13 protein-coding genes and 2 tRNA genes are annotated in these 16405 nt (G+C 38.7%); 6 read left to right on the top strand and 9 right to left on the bottom strand.

All coding sequences use genetic code 11. The features are described 5' to 3' along the window. The first annotated feature begins 127 nt into the window (after window positions 1-127). Entirely contained in the window at window positions 128-1759 is a 1632-nt protein-coding gene (locus ACSLUH_RS05955) for a M28 family metallopeptidase (RefSeq protein WP_448565466.1), read from the top strand. A 159-nt stretch (window positions 1760-1918) separates the two neighbouring features. Here the strand turns inward: ACSLUH_RS05955 and ACSLUH_RS05950 are convergent. Continuing rightward, window positions 1919-1994: transfer RNA gene (locus tag ACSLUH_RS05950), tRNA-Asn, on the bottom strand. 77 nt (window positions 1995-2071) lie between these two features. Further along, window positions 2072-2147: transfer RNA gene (locus ACSLUH_RS05945), tRNA-Asn, on the bottom strand. Window positions 2148-2664: 517 nt separating this feature from the next. On the opposite strand from ACSLUH_RS05945, the gene ACSLUH_RS05940 reads away from it, so the two are divergent. Together ACSLUH_RS05940 and uvrB are read left to right on the top strand one after the other, a co-directional pair. Next, window positions 2665-4038, top strand: coding sequence for an MATE family efflux transporter (locus tag ACSLUH_RS05940; RefSeq protein ID WP_448565379.1), 1374 nt, complete (start codon window positions 2665-2667; stop codon window positions 4036-4038). Beyond that, the gene (gene uvrB, locus ACSLUH_RS05935; RefSeq protein WP_448565378.1) at window positions 4038-6029 is read left to right on the top strand and encodes an excinuclease ABC subunit UvrB; all 1992 of its coding nucleotides are present in this window, start codon (window positions 4038-4040) and stop codon (window positions 6027-6029) included. The genes ACSLUH_RS05940 and uvrB overlap by 1 nt, the downstream gene beginning before the upstream one ends. 15 nt (window positions 6030-6044) lie before the next feature. On the opposite strand, the gene ACSLUH_RS05930 is transcribed toward uvrB, so the two are convergent. The 3 genes from ACSLUH_RS05930 to ACSLUH_RS05920 all read right to left on the bottom strand — a co-directional run bounded on the left by ACSLUH_RS05930 (window position 6045) and on the right by ACSLUH_RS05920 (window position 9243). Beyond that, entirely contained in the window at window positions 6045-6257 is a 213-nt protein-coding gene (locus tag ACSLUH_RS05930; RefSeq protein WP_448565377.1) for a hypothetical protein, read from the bottom strand. Window positions 6258-6405: 148 nt separating this feature from the next. After that, window positions 6406-7773, bottom strand: a complete 1368-nt coding sequence (locus ACSLUH_RS05925; protein WP_448565376.1) for a sigma-54-dependent transcriptional regulator — start codon at window positions 7771-7773, stop codon at window positions 6406-6408. 24 nt (window positions 7774-7797) lie between these two features. Then, window positions 7798-9243, bottom strand: a complete 1446-nt coding sequence (locus ACSLUH_RS05920) for a sensor histidine kinase (protein ID WP_448565375.1) — start codon at window positions 9241-9243, stop codon at window positions 7798-7800. 333 nt (window positions 9244-9576) lie between these two features. Between ACSLUH_RS05920 and ACSLUH_RS05915 the strand changes: the two genes are divergently transcribed. Beyond that, window positions 9577-10173 (top strand): hypothetical protein, encoded by a 597-nt coding sequence (locus ACSLUH_RS05915; RefSeq protein ID WP_448565374.1) that lies wholly within the window; start codon window positions 9577-9579, stop codon window positions 10171-10173. Between the two features lie 259 nt (window positions 10174-10432). Here ACSLUH_RS05915 and ACSLUH_RS05910 read toward each other — a convergent pair whose 3' ends face one another. Further along, window positions 10433-10870 (bottom strand): MarR family winged helix-turn-helix transcriptional regulator, encoded by a 438-nt coding sequence (locus ACSLUH_RS05910; protein WP_448565373.1) that lies wholly within the window; start codon window positions 10868-10870, stop codon window positions 10433-10435. Continuing rightward, window positions 10867-11349, bottom strand: a complete 483-nt coding sequence (locus ACSLUH_RS05905; protein WP_448565465.1) for a glutathione peroxidase — start codon at window positions 11347-11349, stop codon at window positions 10867-10869. Before ACSLUH_RS05905 ends, ACSLUH_RS05910 begins: the two co-directional genes overlap by 4 nt. Window positions 11350-11477: 128 nt before the next feature. On the opposite strand from ACSLUH_RS05905, the gene ACSLUH_RS05900 reads away from it, so the two are divergent. After that, on the top strand, window positions 11478-12347 hold the full coding sequence (locus ACSLUH_RS05900; protein WP_448565372.1) for an NAD(P)-dependent oxidoreductase: 870 nt from the start codon (window positions 11478-11480) through the stop codon (window positions 12345-12347). Between the two features lie 5 nt (window positions 12348-12352). Here ACSLUH_RS05900 and ACSLUH_RS05895 read toward each other — a convergent pair whose 3' ends face one another. After that, on the bottom strand, window positions 12353-12724 hold the full coding sequence (locus ACSLUH_RS05895) for a hypothetical protein (protein ID WP_448565371.1): 372 nt from the start codon (window positions 12722-12724) through the stop codon (window positions 12353-12355). Window positions 12725-13125: 401 nt separating this feature from the next. On the opposite strand from ACSLUH_RS05895, the gene ACSLUH_RS05890 reads away from it, so the two are divergent. After that, the gene (locus tag ACSLUH_RS05890; protein ID WP_448565370.1) at window positions 13126-14829 is read left to right on the top strand and encodes a leucine-rich repeat domain-containing protein; all 1704 of its coding nucleotides are present in this window, start codon (window positions 13126-13128) and stop codon (window positions 14827-14829) included. A 68-nt stretch (window positions 14830-14897) separates the two neighbouring features. Here the strand turns inward: ACSLUH_RS05890 and sbcB are convergent, their stop codons facing one another. Beyond that, window positions 14898-16340 carry an exodeoxyribonuclease I gene (gene sbcB / locus ACSLUH_RS05885; protein WP_448565369.1) on the bottom strand — a complete coding sequence of 481 codons (1443 nt, stop codon included), beginning with the start codon at window positions 16338-16340 and terminating at the stop codon, window positions 14898-14900. Window positions 16341-16405 lie beyond the last annotated feature (65 nt).

Genomic DNA, 16405 nt, shown 5'->3' with positions numbered 1-16405 from the left:
TTATCTTTATACATTTGTAGTTGTTAAATAAATATTACCTGTTTGTAATATGGCAAAGTGGCACACAAGTCGTTATTCTAAAGCGAGATTAAAAAAATATAGAAAGGGGATTACATTGAAAACAACAATGTTAAATAAATTAAAGCCATTGGTGCTCGGCGCGATTTGTGTTAGCGCTATGGCAAGTGCTAGTGATTTTGACAAGGCGTATCAGTCATTTGATATAGATAAAATAAAAGCCGATATTAAGTTACTTTCATCAGATAAGTTTGTCGGAAGAGAGCCTTCAAGTGCGGGAGAGAAACTTACGACTGACTTGTTAATTAATGAGTTTAAGCGACTTGGTTTGGCTCCAGGAAATGGCGATAGTTACACACAAGCGGTGCCGTTAGTCAGTATTACCAGCACTCCAACAGCTAACCTGACTATTGCAGATCTGAAATTTGAGTTTCCTAAAAACTACGTTGCTAGTTCACGTAAAATGGATAAGCAACTGTCGTTAGAGAACTCTCAATTAGTGTTTGTTGGTTATGGAATTAACGCACCTGAATATCAGTGGAATGATTATGAAGGTGTTGATGTTAAAGGTAAAACAGTTGTAGTTTTAGTCAATGATCCAGGCTTTGCAACACAAGATCCTGAGTTATTTGACGGTAATACCATGACTTATTATGGTCGTTGGACATATAAGTATGAAGAAGCCGCGCGACAAGGTGCTGCGGGTGCAATTATTGTTCATGAAACAAAACCCGCTAGCTATGGTTGGAATGTTATCGAGAGCAGCTGGACTGGCGCTCAGTATCATTTGCCAGCAAGTGAAGTTAATGAAGCGGCAGTCGACGTTGAAATGTGGATAAGCCATGACAAGGCCGTTGAGCTCTTTGCAAAATCATCTTTAGACTTTGAAAAAGAGAAACAAAAAGCGGCATCAAGAGCGTTTAAAGCAGTAGAGATGCCAGTTAAAGCTAATATCACGGTTGAGAATAAATTCGATAAATCAACGTCGAATAATGTTATTGCCACGATAAAAGGAAGTGAGAGGCCCGATGAGCATGTTTTATACATGGGACATTGGGATCATCTCGGTACGACAGTCGTTGATGGTAAAACACAGGTTTATAACGGAGCGCATGACAATGCTACAGGAACTGCTGGTTTAATGCACATCGCCAAAGCATACAGTAAATTGGCAAAAGCACCGAAGCGTTCTGTCACTATAGTAGCGGTAACAGCAGAAGAACAAGGTCGTTTAGGATCGCGCTTTTTTGCAAATCACCCAACCATGCCATTAAATAAAATAGTGGGCTTGGTGAATATGGATAGTTTGGATATTACCGGTGTTAAATCAGATGTTACTGTGGTGGGGTTTGGTAAATCAGCCCTAGAGGAATATTTAGCGAAAGCTGCGAAGCGACAAGGGCGAACATTATCTCCAGAACAAACACCAGAGCGCGGCTATTACTATCGTTCAGATCATTTTAGCTTAGCTAAAAAAGGCGTACCTGCCTTAAGTGCCGGTGGTGGTTCTGTGTGGGTTAATGAGAAAGAAAGAGCGATTGGTGAACGTGTTAGTGCGATGGTTGCTAAGTGTTATCACCAAACGTGTGATGAGTATAGTGAAGATTGGGGCTGGCAAGGGCTTGTTGCAGAGTTGCAACTATTCTTTGAAACAGGGTATTTACTTGCCAATAGCGCACAATGGCCTAATTGGTATGAAGGCACTGAATTTAAAGCGCTTAGAGATAGCATGATGAAGTAACATTTTACTAAACGCATCGCATAAAACCGCCGTAAGGCGGTTTTTTTTCGGCTAGCTAAAATGCGCAAAAATTATTGAGATAAAGTTTGGTTCTATATTGGTTAAGTTGGATTGAAAAATACAAAGCAAAAAGCCCGCTAAGTTAGCGGGCTTTTATATTGGCTCCCCAAACTGGACTTGAACCAGTGACAAACGGATTAACAGTCCGTCGCTCTACCAACTGAGCTATTGGGGAATAAACTTTTTTTACTTCAATTTATCGTTTGAAGGGCTCTTTCGCCAAGTAACCGCCAAAGGCCGCTACGTTAAATTTGGCTCCCCAAACTGGACTTGAACCAGTGACAAACGGATTAACAGTCCGTCGCTCTACCAACTGAGCTATTGGGGAATAATGTTTTCACATCTTTGCTAGCAACTTGCTAACGGGGCGGAATATTAAAGGGCACTTGCGATACTGTCAACACAAAATATCAAAAAAAACGTTAAATTTGTTTGTTTGCTTATTTTCGCGTCACCATGGTTGAGAAAGCGCCATCTTTTGACGCTAAAACAGTCAAGCGGTTGGTTCGAATTAAATTTTTACACTTATCCACTGTAATTGTGGATAAGTGTGTGAATGAATATGTAATAATATTGCCAATTAACGAAAGAATAGGGCTTGTAGCTATTTTGCTTAAATCACTCAAGTATTAGAATTCCTTTAATATACAAGGGGTTGTTGTGTTTTGGTTGAAGTTTAAACACCGTTGGTTGAAAAACAGTCGCTGTTCAAATTTATATAAAATGCTTGTGAATGTATATTTGTATTATTGCGTTGTTTTATGAAATTTTATATTTAAATAGCGAGTCTTCTTAGTATCTTTTACAATAGTTTGGTTTTCCCAAGCAAAACAAGAAAAGTGTGAATGACAGAAAAAATAGAACCCAAAAAAGCTAATCTACTATCGGATCCCGTTGCTGAAACATTAAAGCGTATGACCATTCCAATGATTTACGGAATGATTTTGTTGATGACCTTTAATTTAGTCGATACATTTTTCGTTAGTTTACTCGGTACCCAGCCTCTTGCGGCAATTAGTTTTACTTTCCCGATAACCTTTACTGTAATTAGCTTAACGATTGGTCTAGGCATTGGTACTTCTGCTGTGATTGGTCGGTCATTAGGTGAGGGCGATGATAAAAACGCCAAATGTGCAGGTACGTCGGCTTTAATCCTTACCGCTATCATTGTCGGTATTCTCTCTTCCCTAGGTTATGTCTTTACCGAAGAAATCTTCTTAATGCTTGGTGCTAGCAATGAATTATTGCCGTTAATCAGAGATTATATGGATTATTGGTTTCTCGGTAGCGTATTTTTAATCGGACCGATGATAGGCAATGCAATTTTAAGAGCCTCTGGTGATACAAAAACGCCGAGCATTATCATGGGAACAGGGGGAGTGATTAATGCGGTTTTGGACCCAATTTTCATCTTTGGATTTGGCCCTATCCCAGCAATGGGTATTAAAGGGGCTGCGATAGCAACATTAGTTTCTTGGGTGGTGGGTATTATTTTCGTTTTTTATATTGTCGGTTATAAAAAGCGTCTGATACATACAACGTTTATTTTTGTGAAGACCTTTATAACGTCAAGTAAGTCAATACTGCATATTGGTTTACCCGCTGCTGGTGCCAATATGTTAACACCTATTGCCGCAGCCATTTTAACCGCGATTGTGGCGACCTATGGTGAAGAGGCAGTAGCCGCATTTGGTGTCGGCTCAAGAATTGAATCAATCGCTTGTTTAGTTGTATTGGCAATGTCGATGTCTTTGCCACCATTTATTAGTCAAAACTTTGGTGCTGGCAATATGGATAGAGTTGAGCAAGGTTACATGACCTCCGTTAAATTTGTCTTAGGTTGGCAAGTATTGGTTTATGTTATGCTGGTCATTTCTGCACCTTTTATTGCCGATGCGTTTGCCAAAGAGGAAACGGTAGCAGATATCATCAAGCTATTTATATGGATTTTACCCTTAGGTTATGGTTTACAAGGCATTATTATTCTAACCAACTCATCTTTTAATGCGCTACATAAACCGATGACCTCTTTGATGCTTAGTATTATTCGGTTATTTGTTTGCTATGTTCCTCTAGCCTATTTAGGCAGTTTACTTTGGGGATTAAACGGCTTTTTTATCGGTGCGTTAGTTGGCAACATTGTCATGGCGAGTATTTCTTATAGCGTCTTTAAACGTCAATTTAATAAAGAAGTTGCGGCAGTAGAGGTTAGCTCTTAATGAAAGTAATGGAACTAAAATCGGATTATATCCCCAGTGGCGATCAACCTAAGGCAATTGAGCAATTATTAGATGGTATTGATAGCGGTCTAGCTCACCAAACCTTACTGGGCGTTACTGGCTCAGGTAAAACCTTTACCATTGCTAATGTCATCGCAAAATTAAATCGTCCGACCATGATGCTAGCACCTAACAAAACCCTAGCTGCTCAATTATATGGAGAGATGAAAGAGTTTTTTCCAAATAATGCTGTTGAGTATTTCGTCTCGTATTATGACTACTACCAACCAGAAGCTTATGTACCCACCACGGATACGTTTATTGAAAAAGACGCCTCGATAAACGATCACATTGAGCAGATGCGTTTGTCCGCGACCAAAGCGTTGCTCGAAAGAAGAGATGTTATTATTGTCGCTTCCGTATCGGCGATATATGGCTTAGGTGACCCTGACTCTTACTTAAAAATGATGTTGCATTTAAGACAGGGCGATATTGTTAATCAACGAGATATTTTAAGGCGCTTAGCTGAGCTTCAATACACCAGAAATGACGTTGCTTTTCAAAGGGCGACATATCGGGTACGCGGTGATGTTATTGATATCTTTCCTGCTGAATCGGATCGCTTGGCTTTACGTGTTGAGCTTTTTGATGAGGAACTTGAGCGCATCAGTGAATTTGACCCACTAACCGGGCAGGTTGAAAGACAGTTAGCGCGAGTGACGGTTTATCCCAAAACTCACTATGCGACGCCGAGAGAGCGTATTCTGTCAGCGGTTGAAGATATCAAAATAGAATTAAAAGAGCGAGCGACACAACTCAAGGAAAACAATAAATTAATCGAAGAGCAGCGTATCGTTCAGCGAACGCAGTTTGATATCGAGATGATGACTGAACTTGGATACTGCTCAGGTATTGAAAACTACTCTCGTTATTTATCGGGCAGAAATCCTGGTGAAGCTCCGCCAACATTATTTGATTATTTACCCGATGATGGCTTGCTGATTATTGATGAATCTCACGTAACCGTACCTCAAATTGGTGCGATGTATAAGGGTGACCGTTCAAGAAAAGAAAACCTAGTAGAATATGGTTTTAGATTGCCATCAGCACTCGATAACCGGCCGATGAAGTTTGAAGAATTTGAAGCATTAGCACCTCAAACCATTTATGTTTCTGCGACCCCAAGTGATTATGAAGTGAACAAGTCAGCAGGTGAAATTGCTGAACAAGTCGTTCGTCCAACGGGGTTACTCGATCCTGAAATAGAAGTTAGGCCAGTTGACACCCAGGTGGATGACTTACTCTCTGAAGTTAACAAACGCGTGGCAATAGGAGAGCGAGTATTAGCAACAACCTTAACAAAGCGAATGGCTGAAGATCTAACCGATTATTTAGATGAGCACAATGTTAAAACCCGTTATTTGCACTCTGATATCGATACAGTAGAGCGAGTAGAAATTATTCGAGATTTTAGGTTAGGTAAATTCGATGTCTTAGTCGGGATCAATTTATTAAGGGAAGGTTTAGACATGCCAGAGGTTTCCCTAGTTGCCATTCTCGATGCAGATAAAGAAGGCTTCTTGCGCTCAGAGCGTTCACTGATTCAAACCATTGGTCGCGCTGCACGTAATATCAATGGGCGAGCTATTTTATATGCTGATAGGATCACTGGCTCAATGCGCAGAGCAATTGATGAAACGAATCGTCGTCGTGAAAAGCAAGAAAGCTATAACAAAGCAAATAATATTACGCCGAAAGGGGTAATTCGTAAAATCACTGACGTGATGGATATGGGCACAGACGTTAGCAAGGCGAATAAAGTTGCAGAAGCTAATGCAGATTATCAAATCATGACAACCGAACAAATCGATCAAAAAGTTAAAGCATTGGAAGTTAAGATGATGGACTATGCTCAAAACTTAGAGTTTGAGCAAGCCGCAGCAACAAGGGATGAAATAGCAAAATTACGCCAACAGCAATTGTCGACGTAATTGCTATCATTTCATTTAACGAAGTTCAAACATAGTATAACGATGAATAACGTTAGCGATTGCATCACTATTACAATGAGATAAATGACTGATATCTTCGATAATTTTATCTTGGATATCAACAGGAAATAACATTAACTGCTCTAAATATAAATGAGCTTGGGTCATGTTATTGTCCTTTAACATTTCTTGTAAACGACTTGCGTGATTTTTCCACATAGCACTCATACGCCTTCCTCAGTAACAATGAGAACTGTAAGTAAGTTAAGACAACTCACCTACATAAGGTTAAGTGTAGTTCAATTCAGTCAGTGCAATAGATATAAAGGTTATTAAAAAATCTCGCTAGGAAGCTTGTTTTATAAAGGATTGCCAATTATTCGCTAGCTATTTGATATTTCTCCAATCTATACAAAAACGCTTTATAGGACATTTGTAAGAATTTTGCTGATTTTGTTTTATTTCCATGATTAATTGCTAACGCTTGTGCCAAACATTGTCGCTCAAACACTTCCCAATTAAACCCTTCTTCTGGCATTGATATCGTTGGTATGCCTTCAGTTGTATTGTTAGGCGAGGCATTATAATTTACGTTGGCGATAAGTTCTTGTTCATCATCGAGCAATACAAAGCGTTCAATACGGTTCGAGAGTTCTCGGACATTACCTGGCCAATGGTAGTCTAAGAGCTTTCGGTACATTGCAGACGATAGTTTAGGGGCAGGGCAGCGATGCTGTTTAGCGTGAAGTTCTATAAAATGATCTGCAAGCAGTGCAATATCTTGTTGCCGTTCTCGTAAAGCGGGCATTTTGATTGGCACGACATTGAGACGATAAAATAAATCTTCTCGAAAATTGCCTTGCTGTACCTCTTGCTCAAGATTTCGGTGTGTCGCGGCGATAATCCGCACATCCAATGAGATTTCTTCACTACTACCTAAGCGAGTTATAACGCCTTCTTGTAAAAAACGGAGTAAATGAGCTTGCAAACTGGCGCTTAACTCGCCAATCTCATCCAAAAAAATAGTGCCATGATTTGCTGCTTCAAATCGACCTATTTTTAGGGCATTAGCGCCAGTATATGCCCCTTTTTCAGCGCCAAATAGCTCTGCTTCAGCAATTGATTCAGCGATAGCGCCACAATTTATGGCAATAAATTTTTCATTTTGTCGGTTCGAACTCTCGTGAAGGGCTCTGGCAGCGAGTTCCTTACCTGTACCGCTTTCCCCAGTGATTAATACCGTCGCATTGGTACCTGAGAGTTTATCAATACGTTGATAAACACTTTGCATACTTGGCGCTTTGCCGATCAGCCCAACAAGCGATTTTTGCTCGCTTAATTGCGCACTTAAATGTTGATTTTGTTGCCTCAACGTTTTCGCTTTAAGCGCTTTGTCGATGGTTAACAGTAACTCTTGACGTTTAAAAGGTTTTGGCAGGTAATCATCCGCACCTTGTTGCAATGCTTCTACGGCGTGATTTATTGTGCCGTAAGCGGTGGCGATAACAAAACCGACATTGGGAACATTACGTTTGACATAATTAAGTAAATCTAAGCCCGACAGTTCACCTAATTTCCAGTCTGAGAAGATAACATCAAAATCATGAGATTTGAGTGTTAAAATGGCTTCCTCTACGCAATCGGCGCTTTGCACTTGAAAATTGCTCGCTGATAAAATATCGCAAATAAGTTGACGCTGATCTGCTTCATCTTCAACCACCAAAATATGTTTGGAGTCATTCATAACATTGCCTTTTTTCTATGACGTTTACGTTAATTTAAATAATGCTGTCGCTTTGCAGCCAGTGACTTTATCGTCGAGTATCGTGTTCTCAAGATTTAAATCGCCCCCATAATGCAAGGTGATCAGCCTTTTGGCAATGTATAGTCCCATACCTGCACCTTCTGGTTTTGTTGATATATGAGGTTTAAAGAGCTCAGCTTCAATCTTACTGTCTATGCCGCTACCGTTATCACAAACCGAGAAAGACAAAATATTGTTTTTAACGATTGCACTGATCTTTATTGTGGCGTTATTCTCGCTGGCTTCACAGGCATTGCTTATTAACGTATGGAGAATACTGCGTATTTCTGATTCTGCGCCAATAAGTGTAATACTGGCCTCTATGTCGGTTTTAAATGTCAATTGCTTGGGATAAGACGATTTAAACTCCAAAATAATATCTTGAACGACAGCAAGCAGTGGCACTTTTGCGCTTCGATCGATACCACTGGTCGTCAATGTCAGTAATGCTTTAATACTCTTATCCAAATTTAATAATTTTTGCTGAATAGTAAACAGTAAATGTTGTTGTTTTGATAGTGGCAAGTCATTACTGAGCAGTTGTTCAACGGATAAACCAATAGTATGTATAGGATTTCTTAACGCATGGGCTAAACCTCGGCTAACTTCGCCAAGTTCAGCCAAATGCGCTATCTCTTTGTGATGCTGCTCAGCTTGACTAAGGCTGTCGAGTTTGACCACCATGTCATTAAAACGGTTAATAGTTGATCTAATTTCTTTTACACCACTTGGTTTAACTTTATTTTTATAGTGGCCATCAGCGAGCGCTTTAAATCCTTCAGACAGGGCTCTTAGCGGTTTATTAAATTGAACACTGAGCCAATAAGCAAAAATTAGTGCAACCAACGCACCGACGATTAAACTGGTTTGTACCGTACGTATGAGTGTTTTAGTGGTTGATGTTTGCTCGGTATTACTTGTCCAAAATGAGTACGCGTTTTCATTGTTAATGACATAGGTCGGCGGCTTTTTAATTTGTTTTATTTTGTCTTTGTTCTCCGCTAATAAAAACTCAATCTGCGTTTTAAACTCTTTTTTCAAAATATGCTTATCTACAGCGATATCATCCATTTCATCAATAAAGGTAACGTGCTCTTCGATTGGCTTTGAGGCATCAACTTCAATGATTTTAATACTTCGTTGAGTTTTAGTCGGGGGACTTGGCTCGATATTGGGCGTTACGTTTGTTTTTGTACTTTCATTAATTGATTCATGAATTTTTTGTCGAGCTTCTAAAATTAATACTTTATCTAAAGCAACGTCGAGCGCGCGCTCATTAATGTGGCGTACTTTGGTTTCAACATCTTGTTTTATGTTTTGCTCTAACCAGAATAGCAATACCAGTTGCGAGCAGGTTAACAGAATAATTAAACCACCAATGAGAATAAACAAATAACGCCTGAGAGACATATGGTTACCACGTTAAAAATATTGAATAGACATAATATACACACTACAAACGATACAATATCAAAATTAATGCCATTTAAGCTACTAAGAATTAGTTTATTAAAAACAATATATTAGCTTAGTCGTGTTGTAATTTATTGATTTAATTATTCAGTAACTCCTGATATCGGGAAATTCGCCCCTGATTTAAGGATTACTTTCACCTTACTTTAATAATAACTTTTAAAACGAAATTACTAACTTATTGTTTTTAATGGTTAATGCTTCGTTGGTATGAATATAGCAACGTAGAGGTTAGTTATAAATATTCGCTAACCTTAAAGGAAATTCCTTATGAACACATTATCTACATTATTGAATAAAACAACCTTAGCTATGCTGTTTTCAGTTGCCGGTGCAACCGCAAGTATGTCAGCAATTGCCAATATGTCAGAAACAAAAGTGTTTTCACATAAGATTGAAATTGATTCACTTAACGATGCTAATGTAACTGTTTACGTAAATAGCGATGGTGATACACAAGAATTTATTTTTTCAAAAGATGAGTTAGAAAACAAGGCTGATCTGGAAGCCGCTTTAGAGACATTGCCTGATGAGATCCGTGATGAAGTCGTTGCGTCGTTAACCAATATTGAAAATGCTGATGGTCTGATAAAACTACATTTAGGAGATAGTAATCATAAAGTGTTTAATTGGGTAGGTGGTAGTGATGAAAAAGTATTTGTTATTGAAAAAGAATCACTAGGGGAACTTAAAGATGAGATCAAACAAAAGGTTAAAAAGTTTCATTTCATTACCGGTGATCATGATATTAAAGTTAAAGATTCAGCCACTTTGCAGACTGATATCATTGCCAATTTAATTAAGCGCGGAACATTTAGCCAAGATGACTTAAATCGACTTCAACAAGCTTTAGATGCCAAACGTTAAATCGATATGCCAACTGGACGCACCTTGTTAAGTAACCTCAGCTCTGCATAAGGAATGCATTTCTAACGGCTATTTTTACTTACTTCTGCGTTATATTGTCGTGAAATAGCGGGCTATTCCTACAACAATATGCCTTGAATTAAATAAAAAGTAGCCAGTTAGAAAGTCACAGTTAGCTTAAGCATTTGATTTTATTGTTTTCGTGCTATTTCTTATACAAACCCGAGGTTAAGTATGATTTTAGCAAGGTACTACTTGTTTATAAGTGCTCGCCAGTATGGCGCAGTAAGTTATCTAATTGCTGAGTGAATTGTTCTAACTCTATTTTTGTCATTCCTGTCAAGGTAAACAGTTTTGCTGGAATAAGCTTGGCACTGTTTTTGATATTTTTTCCATGGGCAGTTAGCGTTATCATTACCGAACGTTCATCCTCACTACTGCGAATTCTTTTAATCAACGAGAGTTTCTCCATGCGTTTTAGTAAGGGTGAAAGCGTCCCCGAATCTAGCGTTAATAAATTTCCTATAGCCTTTACAGTGATCGGTTTGCTTTCTTGCCAAAGTACCAACATGACCAAGTATTGTGGATAGGTTAAACCGAGTTCCTCAAGTAAAGGCGCGTAGAGCTTAGTAATGGTTTTATTTAGCTTATAAATCCGAAAACATAATTGATTGTCTAACTGCAATTGCTCATTCATAACAGGTTGATAATATCCTTTTCTATTGCTTCAGGTTTGGTAACAGGGGCATAGCGTTTGAGCACCTTACCTTCTTTATTAACAAGAAACTTTGTGAAATTCCATTTAATACTTTTAGTACCAAGAATGCCTGGCGCTTGATTTTTTAAATAATCAAATAAAGGTGCAGCGTTCTCACCATTAACATCTACCTTTGCAAACAGGTCGAATGAAATATTAAAGTTTAGATCGCAAAAGGATTTAATTTCTTGATCACTCCCTTTTTCTTGCTGTTTAAATTGATTACATGGAAAAGCTAAGATTTCAAAGCCTTTATCTTGATAACGTTGGTAAAGCTTTTGCAATCCCTCATATTGGGGTGTAAATCCACATGCGCTAGCGGTGTTGACGATAAGTAGGGTTTTACCTTGGTAACTGGAAAAGTCGATGGTTTGACCTTTATAATCTTTAGCAGAAAATTGGTAGATATTATTTGACATCATAACCCTTATTAATAGATTGCGGTTAATTAAATAGTGCACAATATAGTCTATTTGAGATAAATGTGCAAATTAAAGGCGCTTAATATTACACTAGGTAAATAATTAACAGAGAGAACAGCGTTAGTATGAGTAAAGTTGCATTTATTGGGCTTGGTGTAATGGGGTATCCCATGGCAGGGCATTTAGCTAATAATGGTCACCAAGTCACAGTCTATAACCGGACTATTGAAAAAGCGTTAAGATGGAAGGATGAATACCAAGGAGATATCGCGAAAACGCCAAAGCAAGCCGTGTTAGGTTGTGACTATGTAATGGTTTGTGTCGGAAATGACGATGATGTACGAAGCGTCGTTTATGGTAGTGAGGGAATTTTATCTGCGATAGACTCCGGAGCGACTTTGATCGATCATACGACGGCGTCTGCTGATTTAGCCCGTGAATTAGCTTTAGCTTGTGCAAAACAACAAGTTGATTTTATTGATGCGCCGGTGTCAGGTGGGCAGGCTGGGGCAGAAAACGGTGTATTAACGATAATGTGCGGTGGCGAAGAAGAGGCTTTTGCCAAAGCAACGGCTGTAATGTCATCTTATGCAAAGTTTTGTCAACTGATGGGCTCGGCGGGTAGTGGTCAATTGGCTAAAATGGTAAATCAGATTTGTTTTACTAATGTCGTGCAAGGTTTAGCAGAAGGATTAAACTTTGCTCAGCGTGCTGGCTTGGATACGGATAAGCTACTAGAAACCATTTCTAAGGGAGCAGCAGGCTCTTGGCAAATGGATAATCGCGGTAAAACCATGTGCGCACGCGAATTTAACTTTGGCTTCGCGGTTGATTGGGTAAGAAAAGATTTAGCTATAGCCTTTGCCGAGGCTGAAAGAATAGGTGCTGATTTAACAATAACAAAATTGCTTGATGGTTATTATCAGGAAGTGCAAGCGATGGGAGGCAATCGCTGGGATACCTCAAGCCTCATCGCTCGGTTTAGTAAGCCTTAGGGGGGTTATTGAGTTACCAACCAATCAATAGCAGCGGCTTCATTTTCAAAGTTTTTTACTGGCAATGATTTTTGCGTAGAAATGGCCTCAATGAGGTCATTTTTATAACAATCTAGAGCAACTATTCTGGCGATGGTGAATTGTGACAGCAAAGGCGCTATTTTTTTCATTACTCTTAACACTTCACTGCCGCTGTAACACAGCTCTAGTTCAGTAAAACTGATTAAAAGTTTATTAATGTTGAGTGTATTAGCATATTGAGTAACATTATCATACATATCAATAATGCATGATGGTGTTGCTTTGCCAGACGCACACACATAGACATAGTTTTGCTGGTTTTCAGCAAAACACTGATAATTTAAGTTTTTTTTCATTTAGATGGGCACTACTACATATTAGATAACAAACTACGTGTCTTCCCATCCATAGGCTGACTTGTCAGACCAGTATATTAGCAAAAGCTAACCTAATCGCAAAACAGTTTTTTGTTTCTAGTTTGTATCTAGTTCATTAATGATTTATCGAGCATTGTTGTTTTTCTGTTAAAGAGAAAAATATCAATAATAAGAAAAATATTACAAGTATATTGTTTAGCGCTAGTGGTAGCGTAAGATTTTTTTGTAAGATCTGAGTTAATGGCTTGTAATCTATTTCTTGCTACGGTCTTAATCAGCCGTTAACATGTTGTCGCTTTTTTCCTAAGGAGGGTAATCTTCAATTACGTGCGTGTATTCCTCTTTAGTGTTTATTACATTTAAGAAGGATTCAACTTCACATGACGTGTTTTGATAAAAATATATTCTCACTAACCCTAATTTCAGCAGCGCTTATTGGGTGTGGTGGCAGTAATACCAACAGCCAACCTGATGTCGAACCACCAGTCGTCGTTCAAAATAGCGCACCTATCATAGAAGATTTTTCAGCCTATTTAGTTACTGAGCGTGACAGCTTAACGGTTATAGCTAGTGCGAGCGATAGTGACGGCACGATAGTTAGCTACTCATGGTCACAAACGGCTGGCACGAATGTCGAAAGCTTAACATTTGATGGTCAAACTTTATCGTTTAGTGCTCCCGCCATTTGGGAAACAGAAGACCTTACCTTTGAACTAACGGTAACCGATGACGATGAAGCCGTAACGCTTAAGTCATTCAATGTCACTGTTGAAGCATATGAAAACATTACTGAACAAACCTTTACAGATCCCGGTCTTCGTGAGTGTGTTGTTGGCTCTGTTGATGTAGACCTAGGACTTACAGCAATAGACTGTCAAAGGATCAAAATCGATTCACTAAACGACTTAAGACAATTCAATCAACTTGAGCGAATATCTATCGTAGACGCTGGCCTTAAAGATTTAGACTTCCTTAATGCGCCTTTTACTAAATTATCGCATGTTGATTTTTCAAATAATTATATTTCTGACCTTAGTCCATTATCAGAACATGACGGAATTGTTTCGCTTGAACTCGCAAATAATTCAGTTTGGGACATATCACCAATTGCAAGTTTAAACGATTTAGAAGTATTAGATTTAAGTAACAATGCTTTTTTTGAAACGGTTTTTGGTGACATTATAAAGTCATTGACTAAATTGAAAACTTTAAAGCTCAACTACTTAAGTAAGGGGATGTTTCAATATACCACTGTAGTGGTTGATATTGAAGCACTGGAAAACTTATCCAATCTAACTTATTTATCATTAAATGGAAATATAGCTGAAAATCTTCATAAGTTAGGAGGTCTTGAACAACTTAAACATTTGGAGGTTAGTGGACTATATTACAGTGCTTTAGATGGGCTAAACTTCCTATCTAAAATGAATGATTTGGAACATTTAGATGTATCTTTTACGGATGGTGTGACTGATTTAAGTGATTTATCATATTCTCCTAAATTGAAATCTCTTGATATACGAGATGTATCTGCCAGTGATTTTACCCCCCTTAAAAACCTTACTCAGCTTAAATCATTAAAAGTATCAGGTAATTATTTACCGATGGGAGTGAATGCAGAAAGTTTTTCCAACTTGGCAGAACTCGAAACTCTAGTGATTCGAGATGGTTTTTTAACAAATGCCTCTAAACTCAGCGAAATGACTAATCTTACTTATTTGTCAATGCAATACTTAGGACTGACGAATATTGACTTTGTTAGCAGTTTATTGGCATTGGAGTATCTTGATTTCACTGGTAACGATATTTCTAATCTTCAGAGTCTAGAGTCGCTTACTGAGCTTAACCATTTAAACTTAGAAGGTAATCATGTTACTAATATTGATAGCCTTGCAGAGTTAACTCAATTAAATTATTTGGATTTAAGTTGGAATTATATTACCGATGTTTCAGTGTTAGAAAGTTTAAAGAACCTTTATGACATAGACCTAGATGATAACTTTAACCTCAATTGTGAACAATTAGCGGCGCTCGGTGAAACATTAACTGCTACGAATATTAAAGGTCCAGATCATTGTAACTAAAGAATAGATCAGACTAAGTTACGAAAGCCCTCTAAGTTGAGGGCTTTCTTCGTCTTACTGATTGAATATTATCGTTGTATATAATGATAAAGTGCTTTCAATATCGCCATTTTATGAGCGTCACTTTCATGCTCGTGTGCGAGGTTTTCAAGTTTGAGCATAAACTCTTCCGCGCTCAGCTTGCCTTTTCCGCCATACATTACTGAATCTTTACACATTTGTGACCATTTCATTTGCTCTTCATTGGTTAATGTCCACGGATAATTACGAGCACGGTATAGAAATAGCATCGGTGCTAAGCGCTGATCTTGAAAAGTGAATGGATGAACCCCTAGTTGCTCTGGGGAGAGCTGATGAAGTATCTCCATTTGCGCTTTATCACCATGCGAGAAAAACTCGCCGCCATATAAACTATGTTCGGCAGACTCTTTTTCAAAGCTTTCATCTTTGGCATTGAATACGTCAACCAATTTTTCTCTCACCTCAAGATGCTGTTTGAGCTTGGCGAGGTTTGCTAAACAGGTTTCGCGTGGAATATTTAAGCGCTCGGCGTTTTCTGGCAATAATGTTTTTGCAGGAGATATCGCAGGGCACTTATTGGTATGAATAAGCTTGACTGGTATGGGTAATTCGCCTTCAGTTAAATCACTATAGCGGGTGTAGAGTCTCGTTTTAATTTGCTCTGCATCTAATTCAAATAAAGGCGTTGGATCTTGCGCTAAATCAACGGCGATAACCGCGTTTTTGTTGGTTGGATGATAAGACATTGGCGCAAACCAACTGGTGCAACCGTGGTTCGATGATATTTTACTTGAGGTATGCACAACTGGTGTCATGTTGTAAACATCAAGGAGCTCAGCGACTTTTCGTTTATCACGTAATGAAAATAAATAATGATAAAGTTTAGGCTGCTTTTCTTTAATAAGTTTTGCCATCGCAATGGTTGCATAAACATCACTCATCGCATCATGGGCAGCTTCATGACTAATACCGTTGGCCTTGGTTAATAATTCTAAACGAAAACTCACCACTTGCTCGCCATCACGTTCAACCATTGGCCATTCAATGCCTTCTGGCCTTAAGGCATAACACGCACGCACCATATCAATAATATCCCATCGGCTATTACCATTTTGCCACTCGCGTGCGTAAGGGTCGTAGAAGTTACGATATAAAAGATAACGGGTAACCTCGTCATCAAAGCGAATATTGTTGTATCCTGCAACACAAGTATTGGGCTGGCAAAATAACTGATGAATGCGCTTGGCAAATTCAGCTTCAGGTAACCCTTCTTTTAATGCTTTCTGCGGGGTAATCCCCGTGACAAGCGCAGCTTCAGGGTGGGGCAGGTAATCGGCTGGCGGTTGACAATAAAACATCTCTGGTTCGCCAACAATATTAAGATCTAAATCTGTACGAATACCAGCAAACTGTGAAGGTTTGTCGTATTTTGGAGAAACGCCCCAAGTTTCATAATCGTGCCAAAGGATAGTGGGCTGGTTATCTGTCATTTTTATTAACGCTTCGCTTTTTTAAATTCTATTAACTGCAGTTTACTACGCTATGCTGCGTTTTG

It is taken from the genome of Thalassotalea ganghwensis (genome assembly GCF_053485795.1).
The sequence above is the reverse complement of the archived record's forward strand: the minus strand, read 5'-3'. Positions and strand labels throughout refer to the sequence as shown.

Coding starts and splice junctions, on each gene's coding strand:
- ACSLUH_RS05955 (WP_448565466.1), top strand. CDS start 128: ATGTTAAATAAATTAAAGCCATTGGTGCTCGGCGCGATTTGTGTTAGC.
- ACSLUH_RS05940 (WP_448565379.1), top strand. CDS start 2,665: ATGACAGAAAAAATAGAACCCAAAAAAGCTAATCTACTATCGGATCCC.
- uvrB (WP_448565378.1), top strand. CDS start 4,038: ATGAAAGTAATGGAACTAAAATCGGATTATATCCCCAGTGGCGATCAA.
- ACSLUH_RS05930 (WP_448565377.1), bottom strand. CDS start 6,257: ATGAGTGCTATGTGGAAAAATCACGCAAGTCGTTTACAAGAAATGTTA.
- ACSLUH_RS05925 (WP_448565376.1), bottom strand. CDS start 7,773: ATGAATGACTCCAAACATATTTTGGTGGTTGAAGATGAAGCAGATCAG.
- ACSLUH_RS05920 (WP_448565375.1), bottom strand. CDS start 9,243: ATGTCTCTCAGGCGTTATTTGTTTATTCTCATTGGTGGTTTAATTATT.
- ACSLUH_RS05915 (WP_448565374.1), top strand. CDS start 9,577: ATGAACACATTATCTACATTATTGAATAAAACAACCTTAGCTATGCTG.
- ACSLUH_RS05910 (WP_448565373.1), bottom strand. CDS start 10,870: ATGAATGAGCAATTGCAGTTAGACAATCAATTATGTTTTCGGATTTAT.
- ACSLUH_RS05905 (WP_448565465.1), bottom strand. CDS start 11,349: ATGTCAAATAATATCTACCAATTTTCTGCTAAAGATTATAAAGGTCAA.
- ACSLUH_RS05900 (WP_448565372.1), top strand. CDS start 11,478: ATGAGTAAAGTTGCATTTATTGGGCTTGGTGTAATGGGGTATCCCATG.
- ACSLUH_RS05895 (WP_448565371.1), bottom strand. CDS start 12,724: ATGAAAAAAAACTTAAATTATCAGTGTTTTGCTGAAAACCAGCAAAAC.
- ACSLUH_RS05890 (WP_448565370.1), top strand. CDS start 13,126: ATGACGTGTTTTGATAAAAATATATTCTCACTAACCCTAATTTCAGCA.
- sbcB (WP_448565369.1), bottom strand. CDS start 16,340: ATGACAGATAACCAGCCCACTATCCTTTGGCACGATTATGAAACTTGG.